Source organism: Acidianus manzaensis (assembly GCF_002116695.1).
In the GTDB taxonomy this organism is placed as follows: domain Archaea; phylum Thermoproteota; class Thermoprotei_A; order Sulfolobales; family Sulfolobaceae; genus Acidianus; species Acidianus manzaensis.
The window spans coordinates 2649960-2676903 of record NZ_CP020477.1; the positions used below are offsets into that span (position 1 = coordinate 2649960).

21 protein-coding genes are annotated in these 26944 nt (G+C 30.8%); 8 read left to right on the top strand and 13 right to left on the bottom strand.

Features of this window, described 5'->3' with window-relative positions; translation table 11 throughout:
* The first annotated feature begins 511 nt into the window (after window positions 1-511).
* Both rfbD and B6F84_RS13965 read left to right on the top strand, forming a co-directional pair.
* Window positions 512-1396 (top strand): dTDP-4-dehydrorhamnose reductase, encoded by an 885-nt coding sequence (gene rfbD, locus B6F84_RS13650; RefSeq protein ID WP_148692751.1) that lies wholly within the window; start codon window positions 512-514, stop codon window positions 1394-1396.
* A gap of 305 nt (window positions 1397-1701) precedes the next feature.
* On the top strand, window positions 1702-1860 hold the full coding sequence (locus B6F84_RS13965) for a hypothetical protein (RefSeq protein ID WP_187152712.1): 159 nt from the start codon (window positions 1702-1704) through the stop codon (window positions 1858-1860).
* Between the two features lie 650 nt (window positions 1861-2510).
* Here the strand turns inward: B6F84_RS13965 and B6F84_RS13655 are convergent.
* From B6F84_RS13655 to B6F84_RS13680, 6 genes are all read right to left on the bottom strand, one after another.
* Complete coding sequence (locus tag B6F84_RS13655; RefSeq protein WP_148692752.1) at window positions 2511-3740, bottom strand: hypothetical protein; 1230 nt, start codon at window positions 3738-3740, stop codon at window positions 2511-2513.
* 545 nt (window positions 3741-4285) lie between these two features.
* Window positions 4286-6067, bottom strand: coding sequence for a hypothetical protein (locus B6F84_RS13660; protein ID WP_148692753.1), 1782 nt, complete (start codon window positions 6065-6067; stop codon window positions 4286-4288).
* Window positions 6068-6076: 9 nt separating this feature from the next.
* Window positions 6077-7168 (bottom strand): hypothetical protein, encoded by a 1092-nt coding sequence (locus B6F84_RS13665; RefSeq protein WP_148692754.1) that lies wholly within the window; start codon window positions 7166-7168, stop codon window positions 6077-6079.
* Window positions 7169-7966: 798 nt separating this feature from the next.
* Window positions 7967-9736 (bottom strand): hypothetical protein, encoded by a 1770-nt coding sequence (locus tag B6F84_RS13670; RefSeq protein WP_148692755.1) that lies wholly within the window; start codon window positions 9734-9736, stop codon window positions 7967-7969.
* Window positions 9737-9742: 6 nt separating this feature from the next.
* Window positions 9743-10897, bottom strand: a complete 1155-nt coding sequence (locus tag B6F84_RS13675; RefSeq protein ID WP_148692756.1) for a hypothetical protein — start codon at window positions 10895-10897, stop codon at window positions 9743-9745.
* A gap of 465 nt (window positions 10898-11362) precedes the next feature.
* A complete protein-coding gene (locus B6F84_RS13680; protein ID WP_148692757.1) occupies window positions 11363-12412 on the bottom strand; it encodes a glucose-1-phosphate thymidylyltransferase in 1050 nt (349 codons plus the stop codon).
* 860 nt (window positions 12413-13272) lie between these two features.
* Here B6F84_RS13680 and B6F84_RS13685 point away from each other — a divergent pair.
* Together B6F84_RS13685 and B6F84_RS13690 are read left to right on the top strand one after the other, a co-directional pair.
* Window positions 13273-13503 carry a hypothetical protein gene (locus B6F84_RS13685; protein ID WP_148692758.1) on the top strand — a complete coding sequence of 77 codons (231 nt, stop codon included), beginning with the start codon at window positions 13273-13275 and terminating at the stop codon, window positions 13501-13503.
* Window positions 13504-13571: 68 nt separating this feature from the next.
* Window positions 13572-14357: an AAA family ATPase gene (locus B6F84_RS13690; protein WP_257788620.1), complete on the top strand. Its 786-nt coding sequence runs from the start codon at window positions 13572-13574 to the stop codon at window positions 14355-14357.
* Window positions 14358-14770: 413 nt separating this feature from the next.
* Here the strand turns inward: B6F84_RS13690 and rfbC are convergent, their stop codons facing one another.
* The gene (rfbC, locus tag B6F84_RS13695; protein ID WP_148692760.1) at window positions 14771-15328 is read right to left on the bottom strand and encodes a dTDP-4-dehydrorhamnose 3,5-epimerase; all 558 of its coding nucleotides are present in this window, start codon (window positions 15326-15328) and stop codon (window positions 14771-14773) included.
* A gap of 721 nt (window positions 15329-16049) precedes the next feature.
* Entirely contained in the window at window positions 16050-18014 is a 1965-nt protein-coding gene (gene acs, locus B6F84_RS13700; protein WP_148692761.1) for an acetate--CoA ligase, read from the bottom strand.
* Between the two features lie 91 nt (window positions 18015-18105).
* Here acs and B6F84_RS13705 point away from each other — a divergent pair, with 91 nt between their 5' ends.
* Window positions 18106-18663, top strand: a complete 558-nt coding sequence (locus B6F84_RS13705) for an acetate uptake transporter (protein ID WP_148692762.1) — start codon at window positions 18106-18108, stop codon at window positions 18661-18663.
* A gap of 212 nt (window positions 18664-18875) precedes the next feature.
* Here the strand turns inward: B6F84_RS13705 and B6F84_RS13710 are convergent, their stop codons facing one another.
* The 4 genes from B6F84_RS13710 to B6F84_RS13725 form a co-directional block, all read right to left on the bottom strand.
* Window positions 18876-19913 (bottom strand): zinc-ribbon domain-containing protein, encoded by a 1038-nt coding sequence (locus B6F84_RS13710; RefSeq protein WP_148692763.1) that lies wholly within the window; start codon window positions 19911-19913, stop codon window positions 18876-18878.
* A gap of 436 nt (window positions 19914-20349) precedes the next feature.
* A complete protein-coding gene (locus tag B6F84_RS13715) occupies window positions 20350-20949 on the bottom strand; it encodes a hypothetical protein (protein ID WP_148692764.1) in 600 nt (199 codons plus the stop codon).
* On the bottom strand, window positions 20946-22049 hold the full coding sequence (locus B6F84_RS13720; protein WP_148692940.1) for an ATP-binding protein: 1104 nt from the start codon (window positions 22047-22049) through the stop codon (window positions 20946-20948). The genes B6F84_RS13715 and B6F84_RS13720 overlap by 4 nt, the downstream gene beginning before the upstream one ends.
* Before the next feature lie 9 nt (window positions 22050-22058).
* The gene (locus tag B6F84_RS13725) at window positions 22059-22649 is read right to left on the bottom strand and encodes a hypothetical protein (protein WP_148692765.1); all 591 of its coding nucleotides are present in this window, start codon (window positions 22647-22649) and stop codon (window positions 22059-22061) included.
* A 139-nt stretch (window positions 22650-22788) separates the two neighbouring features.
* On the opposite strand from B6F84_RS13725, the gene B6F84_RS13730 reads away from it, so the two are divergent.
* The 3 genes from B6F84_RS13730 to B6F84_RS13740 all read left to right on the top strand — a co-directional run bounded on the left by B6F84_RS13730 (window position 22789) and on the right by B6F84_RS13740 (window position 26644).
* On the top strand, window positions 22789-23295 hold the full coding sequence (locus B6F84_RS13730) for a hypothetical protein (RefSeq protein WP_148692766.1): 507 nt from the start codon (window positions 22789-22791) through the stop codon (window positions 23293-23295).
* The gene (locus tag B6F84_RS13735; protein WP_148692767.1) at window positions 23292-25121 is read left to right on the top strand and encodes an AAA family ATPase; all 1830 of its coding nucleotides are present in this window, start codon (window positions 23292-23294) and stop codon (window positions 25119-25121) included. The genes B6F84_RS13730 and B6F84_RS13735 overlap by 4 nt, the downstream gene beginning before the upstream one ends.
* Before the next feature lie 527 nt (window positions 25122-25648).
* Window positions 25649-26644 (top strand): DUF973 family protein, encoded by a 996-nt coding sequence (locus B6F84_RS13740; RefSeq protein WP_236749130.1) that lies wholly within the window; start codon window positions 25649-25651, stop codon window positions 26642-26644.
* Window positions 26645-26794: 150 nt separating this feature from the next.
* Here B6F84_RS13740 and B6F84_RS13970 read toward each other — a convergent pair whose 3' ends face one another.
* Complete coding sequence (locus tag B6F84_RS13970; RefSeq protein ID WP_187152713.1) at window positions 26795-26938, bottom strand: hypothetical protein; 144 nt, start codon at window positions 26936-26938, stop codon at window positions 26795-26797.
* Window positions 26939-26944 lie beyond the last annotated feature (6 nt).

Sequence of the window (26944 nt, forward strand, 5' to 3'; positions counted from 1 at the left end):
CTGTAACTTTATTCGGTATTACTATAAACTCATTTACAAAAAGTAAAGAAAGGAAAAGCTTGAAATTCACTCTATTAACAGTACCCTTAAAGAACGCAAAAACGATAGTAAAACAAAAGCGAGCTAAAAACTCAACTCCTAGTAAAGACAAGAAACCCTTAATCTCCTATAAGAAGCCTCAACAGGAAAATTATTGAAAAGTTGTTAATTAGGTAATGGAAATTGTTTTATCTAATAAAAGGAAGTCAAAAATATCTATTAAAACAAAGAAAAATAATGTGTAACTGGAAACTAAACGATAATTCTATGGTTCTAATAAAGAGAATAACCTTAATTCTCAGATATTCCACAAACTAGGAAAAAAATACAAAGAATCTCTTATTAAGTCTTCTATAAGTCTAATTTCTATTTCGTCACATAACCTTTTCTTATTTTAAGATTCTTGTATCAAATGATTTTTCTTGCTTCTAACTGTTAGTTAACTATTTTTTTCTGATTTCTTATTATTCTTATGATTCTGGTTACTGGTGCTGGTGGACTTTTAGGCAAGAAGCTCGTCAAAGTTTTTGATGATGATGTAGTAGGTGTTTATTATAAGAGTAAGCCTGAGACTTCTCGTTATTTGTCTTTGGATCTTTCTTCTTTGAATATAAAGGCTATTGAGGATCTATCTCCAGACGTTATTATCCATGCTGCTGCTTTGACTGATGTTGATAAGTGTGAGAAGGATCCTGGTTTGGCTAGGCTTTTGAATGTTGATGTTACTAGGGAGATTTCTAAGGTTGCAGAGAGGATTAATGCTTACCTGGTTTACATTTCTACGGATTATGTTTTTGACGGTAAGAGGGGTAATTACAGGGAGGATGATGAGGCTTCTCCTATTAATGTTTATGGTTTAACTAAGTTTGAAGGTGAGAAGGAGGTTATGAGGTTTTCTAGTAATTATCTTATTGTAAGGACTAGTACTCCTTATGGTAGTAATCCTGCCAGTGGTAAGGATAATTTTGCTCTTTGGTTATTGAGGAAGTTGAAGAATGGTGAGAAAGTTAGGATTGTTTCTGATCAGGTTACTTCTCCTACGTTAAATACGAATTTTGCTTTAATGCTTAAGGAATGCGTTGAGAAGAAAGTTAAAGGAATTATTCATTTGGCTGGTGCTTCTCCTTTGAGTAGGTATGATTTTTCTGTTTTATTAGCCAGGACTTTTAATCTGGATGAGGGTTTAATTTCGCCTGCTAGTTCCTCTGAGATGAATTGGATTGCAAAGAGGCCTATGAATTCTTCTTTAAATGTGGAGAAAGCTATGATGCTGGAGAATAAGCCTTTAAAAATTGAGGATGCTTTAAAAACTCTTAAGAAAGAGATTGAGGAAAATGAAAATTCAGAAATAATCTAGTGTATCATTTGAATACTTTACGCTAATTCTACGTACTCTAATTCTACGAATTGCTCTATTCGAGAGAATTACCTCAATTTTCAATACTCCACAAACTAGTATAGAAAAGAAACTTTTCAAACAACTAATTAAATTTATATAATGAGAGCTTTATAGTCTTTTTCACCTAATTTTTCCTTTTTAGATAGTACTATTTGTCATTTTCAATAGCTAGTTTTTATAATTTATTTATAGAAAAGTATTTTTAAAGTCTTTGAAAATAAAAAGATTTATAAATTATAAGAGTTAATATAGACCGATATAATATGCCAGAAGATGAAGAGAAAAGAAAAAAGGAACACCACGAAGGACATCACCATGAACACGAAGAACATGAAGAAGAACATAGACATCATGAACATGAAGAGCATCATCACGAAGAAAGACACGAGCATGAACATAAACATCATCACGAAGAAGAGTAATAAGTTCCTTCTATATTTAAAGTAAAAATAATTTTTATTTTTTAGAAAAACAGTTATAGCATAGATTTATCGAGTATTCTATTTGATTATAAAATTATTTTATTAAATGAGAAAAAAGAGTTTTTAGGGTGAAGATAAGCTATTTTCAAATAAAATTCAAATTTTTAGGGAGTGAGCGTCTGGTAAACCCCAGACTGTCGTAAAAGGCTTGGAAATTGGGGCTCTACTCACTCCCTATTTTCCTTGAGAATTTTCTGTTAAAAAAGATTTTCTCACATAATAAATGATGTGCAATGAAGGATAGTAAGCATCTGATGAAAAGGCTAACTATGAAAGAACGACCTGGAGGCTGACACTCTGCCTTCTCCCTCATTTTCCTAAATTTTCTGGTGAACTTTATGTAGTTATGATTATCAGATTATCTAGCTATACTTTGTCGTTTTATGACATGAGTATACTCAATTATACAAGTTACAGGAATTTACTATGATTAGAAAGGAAGTTTTCGTTCAATTATTAAATAGGAAAATCTAAAATTAAAATGATAATATAGATTTTATTTCAATTTACTATTACTGTAACTAATCTCCTTCTTAACCTGTAATTAAGTTCTAATTTTTCTTATCTTCTTCTTATTAGGTATTAACTATCTAATAATTGTTAGTTTGATTTCTAAGTAAATTTGCTATGTTCATTTGCCAATCAGCTTTAGCATTTAATATCGTAATTTTCACGTTATTGCTACTATAGTCATCAATAGCAATCCATAATGCATCAGCTAAAGTATTTGATGGTATTCCACTGTACTGTAAACTTGATAATAACGCGTTATATTCCAAATTAGACCCACAACGAACTGCGAACATGACATTGGTCTCATTAACTGGTGGTATATTTAAGGCAAAAGGAATTGTATAAATGTATATTAATGAATCCATCTTAGAGGCTAAATATTTGCAATAATAGGATTCACATTTTACAAATTCTATGTTATATCCTAATTTTCCAAATACGTCTTTAAAATATTTATTAATCATTGCATCACTTTGAACTCTTGATATTTCATCAAATGCTTTTGATACGTGGTTTACTAGTAAGGGATTTATTTGGCCATTATATACTATTTTACTTATACTTAGACTATTAAAAACGGAGAAATTATCGAGACCATATGCTGCTTTATAAAATGTAGAATTATGTCTTTTATAATTATAGTAAGTATCTATTGTATACATTAGTGCTGCTATGCTGTAAGGTTTAGATGAATTTAACGTCTCTAATATATCGTGCACATATTTATAGTCAGGTAACTCACTTTGAACCTCATTAGCTAATTTCTGAATTGTAGTTTTATTATTATCCGTTAATATTAAATGCATATGAGCATAATAATGTTTCCTACTACTATGGTGATTTTTTACAGCTAGAAGTGACTTTACTAGTACTCTTTCTAAATCTTCAGGATTTACTTTAGATGATAACATTGTGGATACAAAGTCTGCTGTGTCATATGAATCAATAATGCCGTTATTAAATGCGTTTTTCTCTACAATATAGAGGGATATCATATTTAATAATTTATGGTAAAGAGGTTCTAAGCTATCAACCTTATTATTGCCTATACAATCGTATATTACACTTTCAAGCTGTTTCTTTCCGTCAATATAATTTCGTTGACTTAGATAATTTGTTATTGGGTCACGTAACTTCTCTAGTTCTTGAAATACTTGATCTATTTCAATATTTGGTACTCCATAATATTGTAGAGTATCTCTAACATTTGTATAGTCATAGAAAGACTCAATAAATGCGAAAGAAGCTAGAGCTCTTTCAACACTCATACATGCAAAAGCTTTAATTGCATTAATTATGTCATCCATAATTATTCTAGCAATTAATTAGTTTTAAATATTTCTTTTAGTAGTGCTCAATATAGTCACAAAAATAGAATTTAATTCTATAAAAATTCAAAATATTAAAAGTCTTAACAAATATAAAACTAAATGCAAAAAGCAAAAAGTACTGGAGTTCTTATATCTAATTTATCAATATTAATACAGTGATATCTATATTATTTGAAATAAAGTTATGTTAATTTGAATTACAAACTTCAAAATTTTATTTATGGTAATACTAAAGAAAATATAGAAATGATTTATATGCAAATTAATCTAAGTTTAAGGGGAGCGGATGAGCGTATGATGAATCCCAAGACTCTGATTATAATGAACCGCTTGCAACTGACGCTATAGTCCCGCTCCCTTTTTTATTTAAACTTTTCTGCTAAAAGATTTTTCTCTCTTCTTAATCAGAATGGAACTTAATCTGACTTTTTCTGTACACTTAATATTAGATCAGCATTAAGTGTTAGGCTGTTGATTTCTAAGAATATTTACTCAACTAATATTTTTCTAAAAGATTTTTATTAATTATTTTTCTTTAGTTTTTCATAATACTGTTTTCCTTTCTTTATAAACGTGAATAAGTCTATTAACTCTACCTTATCATTCTCTTTAACTGGTATTAATACTGATAAGTTAATTCCTTCTTCCTTATACGATTTAATTCTTGCTTTTATTGCTTTAAAATCAAGTAATGCTGGTAAAGGTCTCATAACTGCAAAAATGTTTGAAGGTGGGTTTTGAGCTGGTGAATTTTCAGATGTATGATGATACTTTTCTAATTCATATAATTCGTCTACTGGCAATTTTCCGTAGGAAGTTTTAGCGTCATATATTTCATTTGTGTCAGTCACGTAAATATCTGGTCTTAAGTCTGTTTTTTCCATTATTTGTTCTACTTTTATTGACTCTGGTTTGATTTTTCTATTTTCTATTAAATGCCTAATAGTTACTGCTTTTAATTTTCTGTGTAATAATGATTCATTTTCATCTGGATCTTGATTACTGGGCACGTCTAGTTTAATATATTTCTCTTGATGTAGCCATTTCCAACTTTCGTTCAATATTTCCTCATACTTGAGTCTGATGTTTGATAAACTATCGTAACCATCCAAAATAGATACTAAGCCGGAAGCTAAGTATGCTATAGTTTGTATTTCTTCTTTAGTAAATTTTTCTTTAATTATTGTTGATGGTTTTAATCCTATTTTGAGTTGATATATATTATATAAGCAATTTGGAATAATTATAATACTAAACTTATCTCCTATTATTGCTGTATTTACAATATCAAATATACTATCTAAATCAAATAGAGTATATAAATTATCATAAGATTTACCTATTTTTTCACATAATTCATGGTCTAACACGAATATGCCTTCTCCTATATCTTTTAATTTAGATAAAGTTGAGTTAATTTTATCAGTGCTTAATGAGATTAATTTTGGAGAAAACTCCTTACCACTTATAATTCTTGCCATATCTACTGCTATTTTGGATAGAGAATCCTCAATGTCAATTTTATTCTCATCATATACTATTATGTTAGGTCCATCAGATGATACACTACTTAGGAATTCTCCTAGTTTAACTATAAATTCAGGTTCTTCTTCTGTCATACCATCTGAATTACCTGGGTTTGAACTTGAAGAATTAGTTTTAGGTTCTTCAGTTTCTTTTAGTTTTGGTTGAGATAATTTTGGGGTTGAAACTTCGCTGTTTATATATAATGGAATTTTCTGCGGTTGGATGAAATACGGATTAACCACTAATTTTTCTTGGAAACTATTGAGATTCTTTTCAATTTTTGGTAAGGAAGAATGTATTTGAATTGACAAAGGATGGGGTTTAATGAAGGCCAATTTTAGAATTTTTAAATTTATTTCATCTGATTCTTGATTTTTAGGAGAATTAATGTAAGATAAATCTAAGGGGATTAATACTTTCGGTGGTTGACTGAATTTTAGTTCATGTACTAATTTTTCAATTTTGTTAATTTTTATACTTTGCTTTTTGATTGTTAAGACAGATGATTGTATCAGTTCTTGAGATTTTGGTTTAAGACTGAATTGTGGATAAATGATTCTTATAGGTTCAAATACTTCAGTTTCTTTTTTACTCTCGTTAGTAACGTTAGAGGTTTCTGGATTTTGTTTATTGCTTGATATATTTTGATTTATATTATTATGAGCACTTGTATTATCATTTTCCTTTTTCCTCTTACTTTCATTAGGATTTTCTTCTTCTGTATTTTCTTCTATGTTTTCTTCGTATTCTCTTTGGTTATCTTCTTTTTCTTCCATATTTCTCACCTAAGGTTGTGATAATATCTTAGAAGGACTAATCTCTGATCCTGTATCGAATCTTTCCCATAGAGATTTTTCTCCTATAAATTTGAACACTTCATTCTCAGATGTAGTTTGTATAGTTAGAGATGGATCTAAGAACAAGATAATGTTAACTTTATTGTCCTTGAAAAGACTTCCTATATCATAATTTTTTTCATAAAAAACGAAGTTAATTTCATTATCTGGATATCTGCTAATTAACACATGTGCATCTTGGCCTTTAATTTCAATTTTTTTGAATCTTGAATCTTCTAGTTCGCCTACTACTAGGTTATTACTCTTTAAGATACTATTCATAAAATCTATATAATTAATTTTAACTTGTAGTTGGGGAACTATTGAGTACCAAATTGTTCTAAATAATATGTCAGCAGTTTCGTTTTGCTTATGAATGTATATACTCGAGTTTTTTTCCTGTGGATAAATCGGAATTTTTTCTAATCCTAGGAACTTTTGAAGAGATTCATCATTAAAAATTTCAGGATATTGTACCTCCAACATTGTTCCTAATACATGCCTTGTAGTCGTTATGACGAAAGAATAATAATTATATATTGGTAAAATTGAAATCATATTATTTTCTAAATTTTGAATAATGTTCTTAAACTGTTCTGCATTTGTGATGTCTTCTACCGAAGGTATAACTAATCCTAACTTTGTAAATAATGCTTCTAAATCATTTACGAGAGAATGTATAATACTGATAGCAGTAGTTGTATCTATTTTCTGTATGCCAACTTTAGAGTAATTTAAACCTTGTGCAAAGTTTAAATACGCTTTTGGATCTACGTAAATTCCGTATAAACCTTTAATGAGTTTAGCTAAACTACCTTGTATATACTCTCCTTTTTCGTTAATTCCTCCAGCAAAGAATGGTAGAAGATTTTGGTCTATCTTGCCTAGATCTACGACGTTACTTACTTCTCTCATCAAATAATTTCCAAAATTGTCAACAGCCTTCAGATTAACATAAAGAGGTACAATGCAATTCTTAATGTAACCTATCCAAGCTTCTTTATTTAATTGACCTTTAGTTTGGTACGAACATTCCTCCATAAAATTTTTTAGCTTTTATAGTATATAATCATTTCTCTCTATTTTTATACATACATAGCATATGAAATATATTAAAAAGGAATTTTTTATTTATATATTTGAATGAATTTTACTAGCGTTTGAACATAAGCGAACTAACTTCCTACCTAATTTTCATGTAATTGTGGAATTCTTTATGTAGGCTATTTATTACTGAATTGTAGTTTGTGTATATGGAAATTAAATTCTTCTCTCAATCAGAATCAGTAGTAGAAATAACGTAAAGTATTCAAATAGTACATACTAATTATATTTTATAATTTTTAGATTTCAATCTAACTGTATTAATAAACTCAGTTACTATAGATAATGAAGGTAAATCCAGATAATTTCTGAAAGAATAGTAGTCTATTATCAGTTACACTTAATAAAGTGATATCTGATGAACTGATAAGAATGGAAATTTGTCTATTAATATAAAGAAATTAAGTACTGACGCATTTGTACTTTTGGCTAAGTTTTCTGTCAGCATTTGTATTATAAGCTATTAGTTTTAGTAATACTATGAATGTCATAAAAAGATTTTTTTATACAAAAAATCTTAGATTTAAGGGGAGCGGGTGAGCGTATGATGAACGACAACGCTCTGATCATGATGAAGGGCTTGGAGTCTGACGCTATGACCCCGCTCCTCATTTTTCATTTAAACTTTTCTGCTAAAAAGCTTTTCTCTTCTTTTTCATTTAGTTAGAACGAGCTTGAGTTAACTTAATATTAGTATGTATTGAAATACCAGCTGTTTTTAGACGAAAATCCTCACTATTGATACTTTTCTTCGGAGTTTCTACTAGCTATTTTTCTTAGATTTTCATAATACTTTTTTCCTTTCTTTATAAAGGTAAACAAGTCTACCAGCTCCACCTTATTATTCTCTTCAACTGGTATTAATACCGATAAGTTAATTCCTTTTTCCTTAGCTGACTTAATTTTTCCTCTTATCGCTTTGAAGTCAAGTAATCCTGGTAAAGGTCTCATAACTGCAAAAATATTTGGAGATATTGTAGAATACTTCTTTTGTAATTCGTATAATTCGTCTGCAGGCAATTTTCCGTAGGAAGTTTTAGCGTCATATATTTCATTCGTAGTAGATACGTAAATATCTGGTATTAGTCCTCCTCCTCTTTCTTCTTCTACTTGTATTGAGTTAGGATCGATCTTTTTATTTTCTACTAAATGCTTAATAGTTACTGCTTTCAATTGTCTGTGAGTATCACTTTCTTCGCTTTCTTCATTGCTTGGAATATCTAGATAACTATACTTTTCTCTTAACCATTTCCAACTTTTTTCTAAAATTGAAATGTAATATCCGTTTACGTCTGGTAAACTACCATATGATAAATTGGAAACAGAAGTTAGACCTGATGCTAAGTATGCTAGAGTTTGTATATCCGCTTTAGTGAATTTTTCAAAAATTATTTTAGCTGGCTTTTGCGCTATTTTAAGTTGATATTTTTCATATATGCATTTTGGCATTATTATTATAGTAAGCTTATCTCCTATTAGTGATGTAAATGCTATATTTAATAAATTATCCACAGGGTTATCCTTAGTGTTTTTTATTTCCTCACATAATTCTCTGTCTAATATGAATATTCCATCAGCTATTTCTTTTAATTTAATTAAATTTGAATCGGTTGGACTTAAGCCCGAGGAAATTAGCTTGGAATTAAATTGACGCGATTTTATCTCTGCGATTTCAACTGCAATTCTAGCCAAGGAATATTCTATACCAGCTTTGTATTCATCGTATACTATTACGGTTGGACCTCTACTTGATATGCTATTTAGGATGTCATTTAATTTATCTATAAATTCTAAATCTGTTTCATCTATATCTGGATTATTGGAATTAGATATAGGGGCTGATTCAAGATTAGAAGTATTGTTGGCTAGAATAGAAGATGTTTGAGGATTGGTTGGACGAATGTTTTTGGAGAATTCTGGGATTAAAATATCTCCATCTATATACGCAGAAAGTGTTGGAGGCAAAATAAAATTAGGCTTTTGAAGATTTATTTTTATTATGTTATTAGAGGACTCATTATTAGATGGTTTAAAGTGTATGGTTGAATCTACTGAGATTGGAATTTTTGGAGGTGTGAGAAAACTTAACTTTAATCTAGAATTTGGTTTGATCTCAGCTTTATTTATTTTAAATATAGTAGAATCTATTTGGATAGATAAATGACGAGGAGAAATAAAAGCTGGTCTAAATTTTTTAATCGGAATAATTGATAATTCTTGAATTTTATTAGCTTCTTTTTCAATCTTTATTTCAACGCTTCTATTACTTTCTGGCATTGAAGTTTTTGCATTTTGTTCATTTTCTGATATTGAATTGTAATTAGTGTCTTGTTTATGTTCTGGTATAGAACTGTAATTAGTGTTTTGTACATTGGGAGATAAACTAGGAGTATTTTCCTTCTTTTTATTTATTTTAGATTTTTCTTTTTTATTTTCATTTTCCTCAATATTTTCTTCATTTTCATAATCCTGTTCATAGTTTTCTTCATTAGTTTTTTCTTTCATCTTTCTTCACCCTAGTATATCTGAAATACTAACTTCTGATCCAATACTAACTCCTGAGTCTTGGAATTTCAACAATAAGGGATAATTAGATTCTATTGAAATATATTCATGTGATTGATGTACAGATATGTTTAGAGAAGGATTTAAAAATAATATAAGATTCAAGTTCTTATCTTTTAAGAGTTCCGTAATATTATACTCCTTATGATAATACCAATTATCATAACAATATTGACTACCTATTCTAACTTTATTATAATAATATCGATTACCTATTATAACTCTTACTGATAAATTATTTGAAACAGTAATATCATAGCTAATTATACTTTTAAACATTGTCTTATCTAGGTCAAAAAACTCAGTATTTAAAAATGAATTTATAAATGTTTCAAGATCGTTAATTACTTGTTTATTTCTAACTACAGAGAGATAGATTATTCGAAATATCATGTCTGCTATTCTATTTTTTCCATGAATAAATAATGAAAATCTTGAATCTAAAGATAGGTTGTTTCCAGGCGGAGAAAGTGGTATTTTTTCCATCCCTAAGAAATCTTGAAGAGACTTATCATTATATATTTCTGGATATTGTGACTCTAACATTGGTCCTAGTATATGTCTTGTACTCGTTATAACAAAAGAATAATAATTATACATTGGTAAAATTTGAATCATACTATTCTCTAGATCTTGAATAGCAGTTCTAAATTGCTCAATATTTGTAATTTCATCTACTGAAGGTATAGTTATTTTTAAAGTTCGAAATAATGTTTCCAGATTATATTCAAGATCTTTAAAATTTTTTAGAATAGGATAATTCTCCTTCATAATAGGAATCTTAGAGAAGTCAACATTAATTTTTGAATAGTTAGAAAGTGCCTTTGGATCTACATATATTCCATACGACTTCTTAATGATTGAAGCTAGACTATTGGGTACGTATTCTCCTTTTTCGTTGATTCCTCCAATAAAGAACGGTAGTAGATCTTGATTTATCTTATCTAGAGTTACGCTTCTACTTGTTTCTCTATCTAGATAATTTCCAAATTCATCAAGAGCTTTCAGATTAACGTAAATAGGTACAAAGCAATTCTTTATGTAATCTATCCAAGCTTCTTTATTTAACGGACCTTCGGTTTGATACGAGCATTCTTCCATAAAATCTCTTTTTTCTTTCTATACTATATAATTATTTCTCTCTATTTTTATTTGCATAGTAGTGTGGATAGTATTTGATTACTTAACGCTTACTCTACGACAGTCTGATTAAGAGAATTGCATTAATTTTCAGATCTTATAAACTACTTGAATAGTATATGAAATAATATTAAAAAAGAAATTTTTTATTTATATATTTGAATAAAATTTTACTAGTATTTGAACATAAGCGAGCTAACTTCCTACTTAATTTTCATGTAAGTGTAAAATTCTTTAGATAGGCTATTTATCACTATAAGTTAGTTCGCAGAGTATATGGAAATTGAGGTTCTTCTCCTAATTAGACAGCAGTAGAACTAACGTAAAGTATTCAAATAGTACACACTAACTATAAGTCATCTATTATAAAAGGAAAAAGAAGGAAGAAAGAGAGAAGAAAACATTCTATTATTTTTCACTTTCCTTTTAGACTAAATCTATCTTGGAATTATCTCCTAAAATGAAGCGAAATGTTTTAGGCATTTCTTCATTTCTTTTTATTTCTACATTATTACCGATAATGTTATCAGAAATCCTAACTCTTATGTTTTCTATCTTAACATTATTCATTATAATAGAATTTTCAATTTCTACTTCGTTTATGACGCAGTTATCTCCGATGGAAGTATAAGGACCAATGTAAGCGTGATAAATTTTACAATTCTTACCAATAATCACTGGTCCTCTGATTCTGGAATCTTTGACTTCAGTTCCTTCACCTATAATTACTCTGCCTTCAATTTTACCGTCTACCTTCCCAGAAATGTTAGGAGAGATTTCGTCTAAAATAAGTTGGTTTGCTTCCAGTAAATCTTCTGGTTTTCCTGTATCTTTCCACCATCCTTTAACGTGAACTACTTCTACTCTCTTACCGTCATTTACCATTAATTGAATTGCGTCTGTTATTTCGTATTCTCCTCTCCAACTTGGCTTTAGTTTTTTCACGTATTCGTGAATGATTGGAGAAAAAACGTAAACGCCTACTAAAGCTAAGTTAGAGGGAGGTTCTTTAGGTTTTTCAATTAGTTTTTTTACTTTTCCTCCTTCTAACACTACTACTCCGTACTGTCTTGGATCTTTAACTTCTGTAACGCCAATAACTGCGTCAGCGTTAGTTTCGTTAAAAGCTTTGACGAAGTCTGAAATTCCGTCTCTAAGGAGGTTATCCCCTAGATGCATTACGAATGGTTCGTCTAAAAAATCTTCGGCTGTCATAACTGCGTGAGCTAATCCTTTAGGATCTGGTTGATCTATGAAAGTTATGTTTACTCCAGGATAATCTTTGAGTATGTTTTCTATTCCTTCTTTCAATGGGCCTAAAATTACTCCTATGTTTTTTATTCCTGCTTTGACTAGGTCGTCAAAGGCGTAAAGGATCATGGGTTTATTCGCTATAGGTATTGTGTGTTTGTTTCCAGTATATGTTAATGGTCTTAATCTCGTGCCTAAGCCACCAGCTAATAAAAGACCTTTCATAAAATTAGATGAAAGGATAGAATAAAAAAGCTAAGTGAAGACTGTACTTAATTTTATGTGAGTTTTTTCTTAACTTAGATTCACTAATGTGGAAATCTTATGATAGTGTGTGTATCATTTGAAAACTAGACGATAATTCTATGAATGATTCTAATAAAGAGAATAATCTTAATTTTCAGATTATCCACAATCTAATCTTATGATCGTAAAATTGAAGAATTCTTCTGTTTAATCTGTATTTAGTTTGTGTATCTGAAAATTGAAGTTCTTCTCTTAATCAGACAATCGTTGAATCTGCGTAAAGTATTCAACTAATACATATACTATTATTTTAGTTCATTTGTCTTAGATTATAAAATTATCAAAGTCTTCTCTTAAATTCTCTTTATTCAAAGAAAAGATAGATTTTCTAGTCCTTTCTGGCCAGCATTAAGTATTATCACTGTAAATCATGTTGAACCTCTTTCATTTTTCTGCTTTGTATTCTTCTAAAGTTAATTCTTCTTATTTCTTCTACTTCCATGTGGGGGTTTAAAAAGCTGTCAAACGCCATTTGACAGTCTTACGTATATCTGTCAAATAGTATTTGACAGTCCTTATTCAGAAAGCTTAGAGTAAAAATCTTGTTCTGCATATTAATTTATGTAGTGTTTTATTACTTAACGCTGATCTACGACAGTCTGATTTAGAGAGGAATCCAATTTTCAGAATAGGCTATCTGCATAACCTAAGAACGCATAAAGTAGCAAAGCAGATAAGCATAAATTTTCCGGTGGCGGAAAATTCTCTTTGACCTAAGACCTAAAACAGAGAGGAAGGATCTTTTTGATAGGGAGAAGGAGTTATCTCTGTTAGAGGACGTGATTCTTCATAAGGATTTTGCTTCTGTAGTAGGTGTAAGAAGGATAGGAAAAACCAGTCTAGTTAGAGTATCTTTTAACGATTTGAAAGATAATATAATTCCTCTTAGCATAAATTTAGGAAGACTTAATGGAAAAAATTATTCGGTTGAGGATTTTAGTAGGTTGTTTTTAGAAGGAGTTACAGATTTAATTAAAAATTATACTTTTGTGGTAAAATTGCCAGAATAATTGGAAATAGGTTAGGAATAGATGAGAAAGATATTTTAGAAACTAATTGGGCAAAAATTGGGATAAATCTGAAAAATTTTAAAAGTGATGATGTTAATGAAATAATTAGAGAGTTAGATAGACTAAGTAAGGACAATAAAAGGATCCTGGTTTTGTTTTTTGACGAATTTCAAAATATAAAAAAAGTTAATATAAATTATGGTTCTTTGCTTCACGATATTTTTGATTGGTGTGATAACACTACTGTGGTGGTTTCTGGAAGTATTGTAGGTATGATGGAAGAAGTGCTGAAACAAGTTGAGGAGGAAAAACCTTTTTACGGAAGGAATTTTATCAGAATTGAATTAGATAAATTTGAAAGGGAAAAGTCTAAAGAATTTTTGCTTAAGGGATTTGAGGAAGAGAAAGTCAAAATTGATAATCAGACATTAGAAAAAGCGTTGAAGTATTTTGATGGTATCCCAGGATGGTTAGCGTTATTTGGAAGGAGTTATTCTTATTCTGTTAAACATGGATCAAAAGTTGAATTAAAACTCATTTTAAGAGAAGCGTCTAAACAGGAGGCGAAAGAATTTACTAACTTTTTGAAAGTTTCAAATTCTCCCAATAGATATGCAGGGATAATCTTAGCTTTAGGAAGTTTGAAGAAGGCTCGTTTAAAGGAAATAAGGGATTACGTTTCAACCGTTTTGAAAGATAATGTAAGAGAATCTAGGGTAAAGGAATTAATAGACACTTTGATAACTTATGGCTTTGCGAGAAAGATTAGCACTGGAGTTTATTCTTTGCCTGAAGATTTGCCTACGAAGTTGGGGTTAGTTCATTCAGCAAAAAGGTGGATAAAGAAGAAATAACTTCTTGGATTACTTTGTGTATCTGAAAATTTAGGCAATTCTCTAAATCAGACAGCATTAATATATGTTATTCAAATACTAATTGTAGATAAAAAATTTTGAAGTACGCATAAATTTCAGAATTTTGATAAGATAATCAAAACTCTTTGGGTACTTTCTAAAATTTATGAAAAATACATTAGTGTGTACCGTTGAATACTTAACGCTTATTTTACGACTGTCTGATTTAGAGAAAAACCTCAATTTCCAGATCACAAACTAAAAATACATGAGTTTTGATTCAACTATATCCTTATTTTGTTTTAATGAAAATAACACAAATTAAAACTTAAGAGTAAATTAAACTAAGAAAATAACATTTGTGAGAGAGTAGGTAATGTATGTGATAATATACGGACCTACTCTCCCATAACCTAACATATATCCATTCCGTATTCGAAGTTTGCTTTTGAATTTCTTAACAGCGGTAATTTACCATCTTTTTCTGATATTATAACTTCGGTAGTAGGCCATTTGACGTTTATTTCCGGATCATTCCACGCTATTCCTGAATCATGGTCTTTAGAAAATTCTCTAGTTACGAAATAGATTACGTGAGAGTCCTCTAAAGCTAGAAAACCATGAGCGAAACCTGATGGAATCCAAAAGAGTTTTCCTGGAGTTAGTTCTGCGTGCACCCATTTTTTATACGTTGGTGATCCTTTTCTCAAATCTACTGCTACGTCGAAGATTTTTCCTGAAGTTACGGTAACTAGTTTTCCTTGAGGAACTGGCATTAATTGGAAATGAAGTCCTCTGATTACTCCTTTTTTAGAATAGGAATGATTGAATTGGACAAAATGGCATGGTATGTATTCGTGGAAATCGCTTTCTTTATATATTTCTTCGAAATAACCTCTATTATCTGAAAATTGTTTAGCTTCGATTAAAATTACTTCTGGTATGCTCGTTCTGGAGAAATTAAATGGCATGACCTTTTCTTTTTTCCGCAATATAAAAAATTTTAGTAAAGCCATGCGTGGGAAAAACCCGCGCACGAGAACATGCTATTTGAAATAAATGTAATTATTTGATAGTTTTTGTGTATCCGAAAAATTTGGCTTTCTTTAATCAGACAGTCATTAATAAGCGTAAAGTACTCAACGGTACACTAATTATTCGGTTTATTTTTGAAAATATCTTTAATTAATAAAGATAAATTTCTTTGTAAGAGTAAACAAACGAAGTGTGAATCTTTCTATAGCAAAGTATATATTAAAGGAAGAAATAAATAATCTATATTGAACTCTATAAGCGTGGAGTTTGTCATCTCTTCATTTAAAACTTTCATATTATGAGTTGAAATACTTATGTAAAATTAAAAATTTTTAGAAATTTAGAGTAAAAAAATGAAAACCTTTTACTATACAACGCAATTATTTTAATAATCGTTTTCTCAATTACTAAGATTTAATTTAAAAAAGGTATTTTTATATTAGTTTATGGAGTAGCTGAGAATAAGGTTCTCTTTATATGGTATAGAATTATCGTCTAGTTTTCAAGTACGCACTTTTATCTTAGAAAAATAAAGAGTTAGAATACTTGAGAGAAATTAAAAAGGGAGGAAAAAAGAAAAGACGAAGAAGAATAATAAAATAAAGGAGGAGAGAAAAAAGCAAAAAACACACAAAAAAGTCTTTCTTCTTCTTTTATTTAGCTTTTCTTGAATTCTTTACTGAACTCTTCTAATGCTTCTCTTATCTCTTCTACTGAAGCTTCATCTTCTAAAGTAGATACATCCCCAACTTCACTATTAGTAGCTACAGCTCTTATTACCCTCCTCATTATTTTCCCTGACCTGGTTTTAGGTAATTTTCCTACAAAATATACTTCATTGACTGAAGCTATTGGACCTACTTTCTCTCTTACAGTATTTATTATCTCTTTCTTTAACTCTTCACTTGGAGAATTTCCTTGCCTCAAAATCACAAAAGCAATAGGAACTTCTCCTTTTACCGGATCGCTTACTCCTATCACCGCTGCCTCAGCCACAGCGGGATGTTCAATTAAAGCAGATTCCAACTCATAAGTTCCTAGCCTATGACCAGAAACTTTTATGACTTCATCCGCCCTTCCTAAAATCCAGAAGTATCCATCTTCATCCTTTACAGCGTAATCTCCGGCGTAGAACATTCCAGGGAACTTACTCCAATAAACTTGAACATACCTCTGCGGATCCTTATAAATTGTCAAAGGCATTCCTGGCCATGGATTCTTCAAAACTAAATATCCTCTTTCACCTCTTGCCTTCTCATTCCCATTATCATCTACCACGTCAGCTTCAACTCCAGGTATTGGCATTCCATTGCTTCCAGGCTTCATAGGAATCATCAAATATCCTGGTAGATTAGAAATCATAATTCCACCAGTCTCAGTCATCCACCATGTAGAACCAAAAGGAATTTCACCATTTCCTACGTTCTTGTAAAACCATTCAAAAGCTTCAGGATTAATAGGTTCTCCAACTGAATGCATTACTCTAACTGATGATGTATCATGCTTCTTTACCCATTCTTCCCCATATTTCATGAAACTCCTTATTGCAGTAGGAGAAGTGTAAAGGACAGATACTTTATATTTTTCTATTATTGAAGCCCACCTGTCAGGCTGAGGATAATCTAAAGCACCTTCATACATTACCTCTGTAGCACCTTCTAATAAAGGACCAAAAACAATGTAAGAATGCCCAGTAACCCAACCTATGTCAGCAGTACACCAGTATACATCCTCATCCCTAATATCGAAAACCCAATTCATTGTCCCATGAAGTAAAGTTAAATACCCGCCAGTATCGTGCACAATACCTTTTGGTTTACCAGTAGTTCCTGACGTATAAAGAATGTAAAGAGGATCTTCAGACTTCATTCTTTCTGGTTCAACGTAAGTTTGAGGAATATCGCGAATCAAATCATCAAAATAATAATCCCTACCTTCTTTCATATTTACTTGACTTCCAGTTCTTCTAACTACTATAACGTTTTTCACAGTGGGTGATTTCTCCACAGCTTTATCCGTGATTCCTTTCAAGTCAATTATTTTACCTCTCCTATAACCACCATCCGCAGTTATCACAACTTTAGCTTCAGAGTCATTTATCCTAGAAGCTAATGCATCAGAACTAAAACCAGAAAATATGACAGTAAATACTACACCTAACCTAGCCGCTGCTAACATAAAAATGGGCAATTCAGGAATCATAGGTAAGTATATTGCTATAGCATCTCCTTTTCTTAACTTCATCTTTTCCCTTAGCATATAAGCTACTCTATTAACTTCAAAATATAAGTCAGCATAACTTAACTCTTTCGTTGTTCCATCTTCTCCTTCCCAAATTATTGCAACCTTATTTCTTTTCCAAGAATTATAATGCCTATCAACTGTTAAATAGGAAGCATTCAATTCTCCACCAACAAACCACTTATAGAAAGGAGGATTAGAATCGTCTATCGCTTTATCCCATTTCTTATACCAATAAAGCTGTGATGCAACACCTTCCCAAAATCTAACGTAGTCCTTTACAGTAGTTTCATGAATTTTTTCATAAGTTTCTTCATCAACTAAGTTATTTAACTTAGGTTTTATTTTTGTTTCAAAAGGAAGAGCCCACGTAACAGACATAATAAAATATTTTATAATGATAATAATAAACATTTCTAATGTTTAGAGATTATAGAAAGTTTTAAAAATTAGAAACCGAACAAATTTTAATATGACAGAAGAGAAGAGGGCTAATGCAGCACCCCTCGGATTATCAGGATTCGCACTAACAACACTAGTTTTAAGCTTATACAACGCAGGAATAATAACTTCCGGAGCAGGAACAGTAATAGGATTAGCAGCATTCTACGGAGGATTAGCACAACTACTAGCATCAATACTAGAATGGAGAGCAGGAAACACATTCGGACTAGTAGCATTCTTCACATATGGAGCATTCTGGGAATGGTACTTCATATCATCACTAGGAATAATACCAATAACAAGCATAGGAGTAGGAATAACACTAATAGCATTCGGAATATTCACACTAGCAATGTGGTTCGGAACACTAAAAACAAACATAGGACTATTCACAACATTCCTACTACTATGGATAACATTCTTCCTACTAGGAGCAGGAGCAATGACAAGCAACACTACACTAACTCATGCCGGAGGATACGTAGGAATACTAACAGCAATAGCAGCATGGTACACAGGATTAGCAACAGTAGTAGCAGAAAGCCTAGGAACAAAACCACCAGTAGGAAGAGCAATAATTAAGTAATTTTTTTAATTTTTTAAATAATATTACTAATATATGACACTGTTTAACTTCATCCTTTCAATCATAAGGTTTTTCTGATTTTTATAGAAGTAAATGCTAAACATGTTAACTATATCTGAATAAAGCTATTCTCTCAAATAGATCCGTAGAATAAGCATTAAGTAATCAAAATAAACGTAATTGAAAAACAAAGAAAAAAATTGTTAACTTTTTTATTGTCCTGCCGGAGAATAAGGCTTAGTTATTTTTCTTCCTAATTCTACTATTGTAGTTAATAATATAAATATTGAAGTTACTAGCAATAAAATTCCTGCTGGTATATCTATTGCTCCTGCTGCAAATAAAGTATACGCTCCTCCAGCTACGTATCCTGGCAATCCTGTAGTAGATGGTACTCCAGAAGATATTACAACAGCACCCAGCACTAGAACACCTATACTAAATAGTAGTGATGTTATATTTAGCAAAAGTTTGTTAATAATCGATATTATTTGATATCTACTAAATGGTTTAATGTATAATGTTATTACAAATAGTATCATTGACACAAAACCTAGATAATAGTATGAATTTGCCGATAATAATCCTGCAAATCTATTTGCTCCACCATAAGTTGAAGAAATCGATATAAAGTACAGTATTCCTGCAACTAATCCAAAAGTAATTCCAGTATATGAAGTATATAGTGAATTAGATCTGAATAAGAACATTGATACTAAAAGGAAAACAGCAGCAATTACAGCTTCAACTCCTGCTCCTATAGCTGAAGAACCCTCTATGAAATTGAAAACACCCAATAATATCATGTATAGGAATCCTAGTATAGATAATATGAAAATAACACCTCCAGATATACTCCTTTTAATGCTACTCATTAGTAAAAATAATCCAATAAGCAAGTAGATTATGTAGTCTCCTAAAGATACGCCGCCTACTGCTGCGGATTTACCACCTATTTTAATTAAAGATATTGAAAAGGATAATATGAACCCTATAGATATTAATATTATAGCTATTGAATATAATAATCCACCAGGTAACAATAACTTAGGAGATATCTCATTAAATTTCTGAACATTAATTGTTGGAGGTTGGTTAGATGGCATTGGCTGATTAAATGGCTGATTGAATTGGACTGGCTGATTAGCTGGTTGTGTTTGCTGTAGTGTACTAAAATCAAATCCACATTTCATGCAGAACCTTGCGTCATCCGGATTTGGAGCCCCACATTTTGGACAATACTTAGTCATTATATTTCTGTTGAGTAGTCTATATTTTAAAGTTTACTTTGAGTCAAAACATAATGAGAAAATGACTCTTTATATTTTTAATTAAAATTTTAACTGATAGCATTATTTTTCAAAATTAGAAAACTTGATAGCTTTTTAACATTACTGGGGGTTAAGGGGGCGGAAGTCTCATCAGAAGTTGGGGATGAATAGCCCCCTTATAGAAAAATTATAAGTCATAAGTAATTATTTTTTATTCAGTCATGCTTGGCTGAAAGAGCTGGCTGATGAGGGATGAGACTGCCTGATTGCCTGTGGAGGGAAAACCTCTACTGTACGTTTGCGTATAGCAAGTTTCCCCAGAGAAGCAGGAAATCCTCATCGCGAGGTGGGGATGCTTCGTCGTAAGGGCGGAGTAGTTCACAATAAGCACTTCTTCCTTCGTTTTTTTTTCTTCTTATTTCTCATTAACTAAATTTGCTTCCACATTAAAAGACGAAAGGAATTTTCTTATCTCCTCATGCTTAATAACAGCCATGTCAATATCCTTATAACTTTTCTCAATCTTCTTATTTAATTCATCCAATTTATTCCATATTCCCTTCTCTTTAAGATACTTTTTATGCTTAATTAATTGCTTTAAAGACTTGATAAAAGCTATCCTATCCAAATTTTCCTCATACTCACCTTCTAAGATTTTTATCTCATTTTCCACATTCTGCAATTCCTTTTCATACTTACTTTTAATTATTCCTTCGTTCTTTTTTACCTCTTCTTGCAACATTTTTCTTCTCTCGTACAACGAATTTAGTTTCCTCTCCTTTTCTTCGTTGTCCAGTATAACTTTGTTCTCCTCTTCTTCTAAATCCTCAATCTTTATCGAGTCAATAGACTTATGCTTATACCAGTAAACGTAAAGAGATGCAAAAATAGAAAAGAAAGTTAACGAAGTAGCAACAGTAGGAAGTAAAGGCAAACTCATTACTGAAGATACAGCAGAAACTATGTTACCTGGAATTCCAAGCTTTTCATTTATTAAACTAATTATTTCACTCATGACGAACCATGCCCCTCATTCCATTCTTCATACTTTTTAATCATTTCCTTTGAGACAGAAGGCTTAGTCTCTTCAATAGCTTGAAAGAGCTCCTCCCTTTTTATTTTTCCTATTTTAATCTCTTTTACATTATCGTCAACTTGAGGATTCAATCTCCTAATCATTAACATCACCGCCTTCCTACAAATATGAGAAATTTCTCTTCCAGTATATCCTTCAGTCTTTTCAGCTAACTCATCATAATTACCTTCAATTTCAAAACCCCTCTTCTCTAACTCTAGTTTAAATATTCCTTTCCTTCCTTCAAAATCTGGAGGAGGAACGTACACTCTATAATCAAACCTATTTACAATCGCTTCATCCAAAGCCCATGGTCTATTAGTTCCAGCAATAATCATAACTAAGTCAGAAGATTTCTTAAAACCATCCATTTCAATAAGCAACTTTTGAAGCAAACCAGTCCCAACGTTTTGACCTTCTTCCCTACTAATAGTCATAGAATCAATCTCATCAAAAAATATAAGAGAAGGAGCCTTTTCTCTGGCCAAGGAAAACAGAGCATCAATAGTCTTAGGAGCATCGCCAACGTACTTAGATAAAATTTTTGATATATCAGCATTAAAAAAGGTAGCGTGAATGGAATTTGAAGCCGCAGAAGCTAAAAGAGTCTTTCCTGTTCCAGGAGGACCAAAAAGCAGAACAGAACGAGGAGGATCTAATTTTACTGGCTTATCTGGCTTAGCTCTAGCCATAATTACAGCTCTTTTTAAGAGATCCTTTACGTTATCTAAACCAACAATATCATCCCATGTTAAATCAGTCTTCTCCATCATTGATTCTGCAATACTTTCGTAATCAGTTTCTTCTCCACCTTCTGTAACTACTTTTTTAGGCTTAGCTTTTCTCCTATATTCCTCAGCTTTTTTAGCGTAAAGTTCTTTACTACTAGGCGATTTAGCTGCGCTTGACGCCTTCTCATAAAGAATAGCAATTTTTTCATACGTTTTCCTAGCGTTTTCAATATCTCCAGAATCCTCATAATTTTCTGCTTGTTTTTCTAAATTTTTTATTTCATTTAAATACAAAAAATCTAAAGACATAAAAAACACTTAATTTTCTTCTTCCTTCTTTGTAGTAACTTCCTTCGTTGCGTCCTCTGGTTTCTTCTCTCCTTTTTCTACAGCATTCATTGCCTCTAAAATCTCTTTTTCATCAGAAGACAATTCTTCTCCTTCTACTTCTGGAGATTGAGCATTATATATTCCTCTCAATTTGTTCAAAATTTCCTCATCAGATACTTTTTGATCTGATAACCATTTTTCTAACGTTTCCTCACTTACGTTATTTATTAGCTGATCCCACACTTTTGAATTATACGTTTTTTCAGCCTTTTCCTTTAATCTTTCAATTTTATATAGAACTCCCAATCTTAAGTTAACTTCCTTTAAATCCTTCTCGATATCAGCAATCCTATCCTTTATATTCTTAATTTTAGTAGCATTAAGCCTTTTCGTTGACTCTGATTTTCCTATAGAATCTTGAAATAATTTTGTTGCCTCTTTCTCCAATTCGTCTCTCTGTGCTTCCAATTTCTTCTGTTGTAATTCTAAGTAAGTAATCTCTTTCTTTATTTCATCTAACTTAACGTTCTTTAATACATTCTTAGCTCCATCCTTTTTGAATACGTCAAATATTCCCATAATCCTCTAGAAAACTATACTCATCCAACTATTTATACTTTTCTCCGTTTTGGAGAAAAAGAAGAATAGGCAAAAAAGAATATATTCGCTTAGTTCAAAAAAGGAAAAATAAATAAATGAGCAAAACAACTAATAACTAATGTACTTTCTTCAAGTTTACTACAGGAACGATAACGAAAGAAAAAGATTAGACTATATAATAAATAAATGGAATAACAAAGTAAGCAAACTAGACGGATACTTACTTAAAATAGACGACGAAACAACCTACAAAGAGATCTTCAACGAAATATCATCAAAATTTCCTCCAGAATTAATAAAATCTTATAAAGCAGAAGAATTAGAAGTCAAACCACAAACCATTCAAGAAACTAAAACTTACCTCCTAAATAAAAGCTTACATGATACAAAAACATTTTTAAACTTTATAATTGCAAAAAATAAGGGAATTTACCTAGGAAAAACAGAAGAAGCTGACATTTACGACATCTATACAAGAAAAGGAATAGTAAGAACATTCGTTGCCTTGAAAGGAGATACAAACAAAACACAAATAATTCTCTCATATGAAGGAACAAAAGAAGCTGTAAATAAAATTGAAGAAGAAATAGAAAAAGAAATAAAAATCTTTGAAGAAATAAGGTGACTAAAACGCAAAACTGCGATGAAACATTTCAAGATGTTGTAGAATTTTCAAGAAAAGACTTAATAGAAATAGAATCAATGCCAATAGAAGAAAGAATACTTAAGTACAATCAACTAAAACAGAATAGAAGAGAATACGAACAGACTTGCACAAAAAATCTAACATTCAACGAAAAAGCCAACAGACTAGGATACTTTGACATAGCCTTATTAAGAATATCCTACACATTAAAAGACCAAGGAATAGCAAAAGACTTTACCCAAGACGAATACGAAGCATTTTCAAAACTAAACCAATTTATAAATCTAGACTACGTAACTCCCGAAGAAATAGCTACCGCTTTATTTAACAAAAAAGGAAAAATCTACGACATAGTCAAAAAATGGTACGAAGAACAAATGTACGAATTCGAAAAAATGATAGATCCAGAAGGAAAAAAAGTAAGACAAACATTAGCAACAGCCCTAAGACACGAATACTTACTCAGATTCGAAAAAATAAAAAAAGGAATAATTGAGTACTTCAACAAAGATCCAGGAGCACCAAAAGAACTATTCTCAGAATACGAAGACGTAATAAGAAAAGAATACGAAGCAGAAATGGAAAGAATAAAAATAGAAGAAAACACAAGAAGAATAGCAGAACAGAAAAATGCCGAATTAGAAAGACAAATTGAAGAATTAAGAGAAGAAAGAGAAAAATTGGATCAATATCTATCATCTTACGGAGCAAAAGGACAAGACTTACAATCAAAAATAAATGCCGTAATCTCATCACTTCAAAATAATTTGAGACAACTATTAGATGAAAAAAGAAAATTAGAACAAGAAAAGAATAATTTACTAGAAATGTTAAACTCAGCTAAAAACCAAACAAAAGCAGTAATAGAAGCAGAAATAAAAAGATACGAAGATACCAACAAAGACCTAGAAAATAAAATAGCACAATTACAGAATGCATTATCTCAAATGCAATTAGAAAAAAATGCACTACAAGAAAAAATTGAAGACATAAAGAACGCTTCATCATCTTCTATAGCAATAAAATTCGACGAAGCAAGAATAATGGAAGTAAACTTCATAGGAAGATTCGAAACAAAAATAAACCAGCCAAGAAAATACTTTGACCCAATAAGAAAAGAAGAATTCGAAATGAAAAAACCTAGTACAGTGTATAAATCAGAAGAAACAGCAAAACTTTTAATCCCACCACAAGACATACCAAAATACCCTCACAATACAGAAATAACATGCATAATGAGAAAAAACAGAATACTAAGAGAAGACCTAGAAGTAATAGTAAAAGCAAAATTCCTCAGTCACTTAGAAAACTTTACAAAAACATTCTACGATAATAAAACAATAGGATTATCAGACATACTACCTTATTTAGACCAAGCAATAGAAGAAGCAAGAAAAGGAAAAGTACTATACGTAATAGGAATAGCCTCTCCCACAGGCTTTTCCGAAGAACTAACAAAATACGTTAACTCAGACGATTTCTACAGAAACTTCACCTCATATTACGTTACCATGTGTCTAGTAAACCTACTAACAGGAGAAATTATTTACAACAAAATGGACGAAAAAATAAAAGATTACATAGACTTATTCGAACCACAACTAGAAAATGAAAAAATACAAAAACTAAAAGAAGAAGTAAAACACTACCTACTCCTAGATGGATACATAACATTAAGCAAAGCCATAGAAAAAACAAACTCATCCCAAATATTAATGAAAAGAGTATTCTACGAAATACAAAAAGAAGGAACAGCAAAAATATATGAAGAAAAACAAGACATAATATTAAAAGTACAAAGCTAAACTTTTCATAAAAAAGAGATACATATAACTTAGTGTGTGAATCCGAAAATTAAGGCAATACTCTTGAACAGACAGCCGTTAATAAGCGTTAACCAATCTACACGCTAACATAATCTTAAAAAAACATAACTAGATTGTGGAATATCTGAAAATTAAGGTTTTTCTCTAAATCAGGACGTCTCGTAAAATCAACTTAAAGCATTAGGATACACACTAAAACATAACATCAAAAATTTGTGATCACGATAATTAACGTTTTCCCATTTTCAGAGGATTCCTGAGAAGATACATAGCCAATAAACTAGCAGTTTGTGGAGTTCCCGGAAATTAATGCTATTCTCTATAGTAGAAATCCCTGCTGAATAAGCGTTAAAATGAAATACTACACACATTAATAAACTAATACAAAAAGCGAAATGCTTTTAACTTAGAAAAAAGAAAAGACTATATGATATTAAATGTCATATGATAGTGAATTAAATGGAATAAAGAAATTAAGAACAGGAACACTATTCGAAATACTCTCTATGCTATTCCCTATAATATCAGTAGCTGTTATTCTTATTAGCATCCCAGCCTTCTCATTGTCCACGATTAGTACCTCGTCTGGAAATTCAACTGCCCTTTCGAATACTCTAGCATCAGCTACTACAGTTCTAATTATAGCATCAGTTTTATTCATTCTTTCCCCAATCTTCCAGATTCTAGGAGTAATTTCTATGAGAAAAGGGTTTTCCATACTGAGAAATCTTGGCAGACCAGTAGGAACAGGTGAGACTGGGGCTACTCTTTACTTAGTAAGTTTATTACTGTTAGTTATTAGTCTCATCATAATAGTAATAACATCTATTTCTTTAATTTCCACTTCATCGTACAGTGATGCATCGGCTGGTGTATTTTTAGGTCTATTTGCAGGTACAGGATTAGCTGTAGTTGCAGCTATTTTAGGTTTTATAGGCATAATCATGATTTCCATTGGTACCTATCAAGTTGGGGATACTTATAGAAAAGGAATAGTAGAAGTTGGAGGAATATTAGTTTTAGTGGGATTTTTATTATCATTCGCTTCCTTTTTAACTCTAGCTTTAAGCATAATATCCTTTATATTAATAATAATAGGATATATATTGGTCTACACAGGTTTAGGTGGTATATCATATAATATTACAAAAGGAATAATTCCAGTTCCTTATTCTCCACTAATAAATTACCAGCATCAATATTATAACCAACCTCAGTATCTACTATATCAAATAGGAGAAGGTACAATTACAAGTAATGGCAACGCTTATATAACCCTTTATTCTCAAACCCAGGCCATTATAATTTCTGCAGTGATACAAGGATATAATCTAATTTCAACATCTATAAACCCTGCAACGTTGGTTCCAGGTAATAATAATGTCACATTACATTTCAACAATTTATATAGCTTAATGCCTGGAACACAATATATATCCCTTACCATTAATGTTGGAGGAAACATTGTTAATATTACAGCCAAAGCAGTATATCGACCCTAACTGTTTAAAAATTATTTTAAAAATTTTAGTTTCTGTACTATTTGAATACTTTACGTTGATTCTACTATGGTCTGAGAAAAACCTAGATTTTCAAATACTCTATGAACTATTAAAAATTTTCCTTATCTATAAAACTGAATCTGCTAGGTACTATATCTCTATTTTATTGCTTGATGCTTCTGCTGAAATCACGATATTGTAAGTAGCTTCTGGGCTTAAATCTAATGGATCTGAAAACGTTAAAATAACTTCAGTGTCTCCAATTAATAATTTTAGAAGAATATTTAGTCCCATCTTTTT